Origin of the sequence: Streptomyces sp. NPDC056503, assembly GCF_042794995.1 — a bacterium.
Lineage (GTDB): Bacteria > Actinomycetota > Actinomycetes > Streptomycetales > Streptomycetaceae > Streptomyces.
The window spans coordinates 1-5,242 of the sequence record NZ_JBHTST010000104.1; the positions used below are offsets into that span (position 1 = coordinate 1).

Genomic DNA, 5,242 nt, shown 5'->3' on the forward strand with positions numbered 1-5,242 from the left:
GCACCCGGCCGGGGGGCCGGGTGCCGTCCGCCGCGGATCCGCGGCCGGGATGGTCCCGGCCGTCCGCGAGGTACATCTCAGACCGCCCACACGCCGGTGATCTCCCGGGCGGCGGCGGCCTGCCCGGGGTGCCGGTCGAGGCCGGCCAGCCGGCCCAGGGTGCGCAGCACGTCGTAGTGGTGGTACTTCTCGTCCGAGGTGCTGCCGGGCACCACCGGCTCGCCGTAGAGCACGGTCGGGATCCGGTTGCCGGCCAGGCCGTCGTCCTCGTCGAAGGTGACGACGAGGAGGCTGTCGTGGGTCCGGGCCCAGGCGGCGTACGCGCCCAGCCGCTCCTTCAGCCAGGTGTCCCCGGTGCGGACCGGGCAGTCGTGCATGTCGTTGCAGAGGTCGGGGACGACGAACGACACCGTGGGCAGCGTCGTGAAGTCCTCGGGGAACTGCTCCATCGTCCGCGCCGTCTCCAGGGGCACGTTGGAGAACGCGAACCACGGGTTGTGCTTGCGGGCGTAGCGGCCCGCCTCGCAGACCGTCGAACCCGGCGCGGGCAGGCCCTCGTTGAAGCTCGCCCAGGTCCGCCCGGCGGCGATCAGCTCCGAGGCGAGGTTGGGCGCCCGGCTGAACCCCGGCTCGTAGCAGCTGTTGTCCAGGACGTCCTGCATCCCGCCGGAGAACAGCTGCACGTAGTTCGGCTGGCTGGGGTGGGTCAGCCCGTACGAACGGGTCAGCGTCGCCCCGCCCTTCGCCAGCGAGTCCAGGTACGGGGCCTCACCGCTGCCGATCACGTCCTCGAACGCCTTGTTCTCGAAGACCACGACGACCACGTGGTCCGGGCGCGGGAGCACGGGCCCCGCGGCCCCGTCCGCCTCCGGAGCGCCCCGGCCCAGCACCCACACCGCGAGCAGACCGAGCGCCGCGGCCAGCGCCCCGGCGGCGAGGAGGACCGCGCCGCGCGGCCGTCCGCGCCCCGTCCCGGCGCTCATGCCGCACCGTCCGCGAAGGGCCGGGCGTCGCCGCGCAGTTCGGCACCGCGCCGCCGCACCAGGGCGGGGTCGCGCAGCTCGCGCGCCAGCAGCAGCGCGGCGAGCTCCTCCTCGGGGAGCTCCGCGCGCAGCGCCCGCACCGCGTCGATCAGGGCGGCGACGGCGGTGGTGTCCCCGGCCGGAGCGGTGTCCAGGAGGCGGTCGAGCGGGCCGTCCGGCGCCGGGGCCGGCGGCGCGCCGCGCAGCGCTCCCGCCGCGCCGTCCGGGAGGAGCGCCGCGTAGGCCGCCGGCTCCTCCCCGGGGGCGAGCAGCAGCAGGTGCTTGGCGAGCAGGTCCGCCTCGGGGAAGGGCGCGGTCGAGGCGAGCGGGGCCAGCTCCGCGGCGGGCAGGGCCAGGACGCACCCGGCGTGCAGCAGGATCTCGCGCACCCGGCCGGACTCCGGTGCCTCGGGCAGCAGGGCCGCCGTCGCGGCGAGGAAGCGGGCCACGGTCGCGTCGGCGTCGCGGGTGTCGAGCGCGGCGCCGCCCCGGGCGTAGCGCCCGAGGTACGCCCGCCACCAGGCGAGCTGCACCGCGTACACCCCGCCGACCAGTTCCTCGTACGGCTCCCGGGGGAGCCGGCCCTGGTCGGCGAGGGCGCCGAGCAGGGGGAGCAGTTCGCGGTAGAGCAGCCGGATCCAGGTGTGCGGGGAGCGCTGGACGCCCCAGCACTGCTCGCCGGAGTGGTCGGCGAGGACCTCCTCGACCGAGGTCTCCCCGGCGGCGAAGTCGGTGCGGATCCCGGTGCCCGTGACGTCGAAGCGGTAGAGGTGGTGCTCCGTCAGCGGAGCCCGGAAGGAGGGCAGTTCCGCGTCGATGAAGCGCTCCAGGGCGGCGAACTCGGCCAGCAGCGGGCCGGGTTCGACGGTGAGGCGGGGGAAGAGCGGGTTCACGAAGCGGGTCTTCAGCTTGGCGATCTCCTCGGAGAGCGCCTGGTAGAGGAAGACCTTGTCGAAGCGGTAGCTGAACGAGAGGCCCACGTAGGGGAAGACGGTGCAGCCCCGGCACTCCGGCCGGAAGCCGACCTCCTCGTCCCGCACGCGCAGGAACTCCTCGTCCCGCACCAGTTCGGCCAGCGGCCGCTCCCACGTGACCGAGTTGTCGAAGGCGTGGTAGCAGGGCAGGACGAGCCGTCCGTCCGGACCGACCGTCAGGATCTTCTTGTTGGCGTAGCACTGCGTGGGGGCCGACGGGTCCTGGGTCTCCACGTACTTCCGGAAGTGCAGGTTGACCAGGGCGAACGGGGCGTGCAGCAGCCCGAGGAGCAGGTCGGGTATGGAGCCGTCGTCCGGGCCGGGCGCCGCCCGCTCCGGCGCGCAGCCGCCGCCGGCCGGGCGTCCGTTCTGCTCGACCAGCTTCAGCTTCCGGGCGGTGCGGTTGACGTCCCGGACGGTGTCCTGCTCGTCGAAGTACTCGAACATGGTGGAGAAGTAGACGGTCACCCGGTTCTCCTGCGCGAAGCGCAGCAGGTCGGGCACCTCGTCCACGTTCTCCCGGGTGACCACGCAGATCAGCTTCAGGTGCCCGCCGTCGCCGGAGGCGACGATGGAGCGGATCACGTCGAGCGCCCGGTCGAGCGTCGGCACTCCTCTGATGGCCCGGTAGCGCTCCGGGCGCAGGGTGTCCAGGGAGACGTTCATGGTGTCGACGTGCGGCACGATCGCGTCGATGTGCTTGGCGAAGCGGATGCCGTTGCTGGTGATCTCGACCGTCATGCCGAGCTTCTTCGCGTACTGCACGATGCCGTCGATGTGCGGGTGCAGCACCGGCTCGCCGCCGGTGAAGTCGACGTAGCGGACGCCGAGCGCGTGGAGTTCGTCGAGGATCCGGCGGCCCTGCTCCAGGGTGAGTTCCTCGTACCCCTTGAACTTGTCGTCCTGCCAGACGTTGCAGTAGCCGCACAGTGAGTTGCAGCGGAAGGTGATGTAGAAACGGGCCGACTCGAACGAGCCCGCCGGCGGCGCGCCGGTGGTGGTCACAGACTCTCTCCGTACAGGGGGAAACCGATCGGGGGGTGCGGGGGCGGGCCGGGCCGGCCCCGGGTCAGGGCAGCGGGGCGCCGCGCGCGGCGGTCCAGAGGGCGTACCACTCCTCGTGGCCGAGGCCGGGGGCCCGCTCCACCGCGTCGCGGCAGGCGCGGATCCGCTCGGGGCGGGAGGTGCCGATCACCGGCACGATCCCGGCGGGATGGCGCTGCAGCCACCACAGCACCACGGTCTCCGGGGTGGTGCCGTGCTCCTCGGCGAGCCGGCCGGCGAGCGCGGCGGCCGGCCCGGCCGCCGGGTCGGTGTACCGGCCGCCGGCGAGCGCGCCCCACGCCTGGAGTTCGATGCCCCGCTCGGCGCAGTACTCGACCGTCCCGGACGGGAAGCCGACCTCCGCCCCGGCCGGGGTGTTGACCAGGACGCCCTCCTCGACCCAGGCGCGGCTGCGCAGGCTCATCTCCAGCTGGTCCACGACGAGCGGCACGTCCAGGAAGGACTGGAGCCGCGCGATCTGGGCGGCGTTCATGTTGGAGACGCCGAAGCGCCCGACCAGGCCCTGCCGGTGGAGCGAGGAGAGCGCGGCGGCCAGCTCCTCCGGATCGGCGAGCGGGTCGGGCCGGTGCAGCAGCAGGACGTCCAGGCGGTCGGTGCGCAGCCGGGTCAGCGACTCCTCGACGCGGCGCAGGACGCTGGGGCCGCGCAGGTCGTAGAAGCCGGGCCTGCCGTCCTCGGGGAGCCGGATGCCGCACTTGGACTGGAGGGTGATCCGCTCGCGCAGGCCCGGGGCGCGGGCCAGCACCTCACCGAAGACGGCCTCGGACTTTCCGTACCGGTAGATGTCGGCGTGGTCGAAGGCGGTGATGCCGATGGCGAGGGCCGCCTCGACGGCCCGTTCGGCGTGGTCGACGTCGTCGGGGCCGTACGGCAGGGCGTCCCAGCCGCCGCCCAGGCCCATGCAGCCGTAGACGAGGCGCCGTCCCCGGGCGGGGTGGTCCGTCATGGTGGTGGTTCCTCCGTCGTCGGGGGCGCCGGTCATGCGCCGGGCCCGGTGGTGAGGGCGGCGGCGAGCAGTTCGGCGGTGGCGAGCACCGGCAGCTGGGTGTTGGCGGCGGGCACGGTGGGCAGCACGGAGGCGTCGGCGACCGTCAGGTTCGTCAGCCCGCGGACCCGGCCCTCGCCGTCCACCACGGCGGCGGGGTCGTCGTCGGGGCCCATCGCGCAGGTCCCGACCGGATGCCAGTAGGTGCCGGTGCGGGCGCGCAGCTCGTCGTCGCCCAGGAGGTGCGGGGCCGTGTCCCCGGGGAGCGTGGCGAGCCCCTTGAGGGCGGCGGTCCCGGCGAGCGCGAGGGCGGTCTCCAGGCCGGAGCGGAGGGTTTCCAGGTCGTGGCCCTCCGGGTCGGTGAGGAAGCCGGGGTCGAGGGCGGGCGGGGCGAGCGGATCGGCCGAGGTGAGGCGGACGGAGCCGCGCGAGGCGGGTTTCATCAGGAAGGCCGACACGCCCGCCTCGTACCGGCCGGGCGGCAGCGAACCGAACAGGGGCGGGCCCGCCGACGGCAGGATGTGCAGGTTCCAGCCGTCCTCGGGGGCGTGCGGGCCGGCCGTCCGGAGCAGGACCCGGCTGACGTACAGCTCGCCGTCGCGCTCCTTGGCGGCGAGCGCGGCGTCGAGTTCGGGGGTCGGCGCGAGCGGGACGAAGACGCCGGGCTGGTCGCTGAGGTTGGCGCCGACTCCGGGCAGGTCGAGCACCGGGTCGATGCCCAGCGCGCGCAGCTCGCCGGCCGGGCCGATGCCGCTGCGGAGCAGCAGCGCGGGGGAGCCGAAGGCGCCGGAGGCGACGACGTACCGGTCGGCCCGCAGGGTGCGCGGCACGCCGTCGACGAGCACGACGACGCCGTCGACCCGGCCGCCGCGCACCAGCAGGCGGTCGGCGACGGCGTGCGGGAGGACGGTCAGCCGGGGGCGGGCGCGGACGTCGGGGCCGAGGTAGGCGAGGGCGGCGTTCCGGCGGAGTCCGTCGTGCGCGTTGAGGAGGGGGAAGCCGTAACCGGGGCCGCCGGTGCGGCCCATGTCGGCCTCGGTGTGGCCGAGTGCGCGGGCGGCGTCGACGGCGGCCCGTGCCCACGGGGAGAGTTCGCGGTCGGGCACGGCGCGCAGTCCCATCGCGCGGACGGCCGCGGCCCGGTACGGCTCCATGGCGGCGGCGCCCCCCGGGGGGCCCCCCCCCCCGCCCCCCAC

At 75.0% G+C, this 5,242-nt stretch carries 4 protein-coding genes; all 4 read right to left on the reverse strand.

Annotation, left to right across the window (positions count from 1 at the left end; translation table 11 throughout):
• Positions 1 to 77: 77 nt before the first annotated feature.
• Entirely contained in the window at positions 78 to 983 is a 906-nt protein-coding gene (locus ACFQ8C_RS26495) for an alkaline phosphatase family protein (RefSeq protein ID WP_383461975.1), read from the reverse strand.
• Positions 980 to 3,001, reverse strand: a complete 2,022-nt coding sequence (locus tag ACFQ8C_RS26500; protein WP_383461977.1) for a radical SAM/SPASM domain-containing protein — start codon at positions 2,999 to 3,001, stop codon at positions 980 to 982. Before ACFQ8C_RS26500 ends, ACFQ8C_RS26495 begins: the two co-directional genes overlap by 4 nt.
• Positions 3,002 to 3,065: 64 nt before the next feature.
• The gene (locus ACFQ8C_RS26505) at positions 3,066 to 4,007 is read right to left on the reverse strand and encodes an aldo/keto reductase family oxidoreductase (protein WP_383461979.1); all 942 of its coding nucleotides are present in this window, start codon (positions 4,005 to 4,007) and stop codon (positions 3,066 to 3,068) included.
• Positions 4,008 to 4,039: 32 nt separating this feature from the next.
• On the reverse strand, positions 4,040 to 5,200 hold the full coding sequence (locus ACFQ8C_RS26510; protein ID WP_383461980.1) for a GMC family oxidoreductase: 1,161 nt from the start codon (positions 5,198 to 5,200) through the stop codon (positions 4,040 to 4,042).
• Between the last annotated feature and the right edge of the window lie 42 nt (positions 5,201 to 5,242).

Coding starts and splice junctions, on each gene's coding strand:
- ACFQ8C_RS26510 (WP_383461980.1), bottom strand. CDS start 5,200: ATGGAGCCGTACCGGGCCGCGGCCGTCCGCGCGATGGGACTGCGCGCC.
- ACFQ8C_RS26495 (WP_383461975.1), bottom strand. CDS start 983: ATGAGCGCCGGGACGGGGCGCGGACGGCCGCGCGGCGCGGTCCTCCTC.
- ACFQ8C_RS26505 (WP_383461979.1), bottom strand. CDS start 4,007: ATGACGGACCACCCCGCCCGGGGACGGCGCCTCGTCTACGGCTGCATG.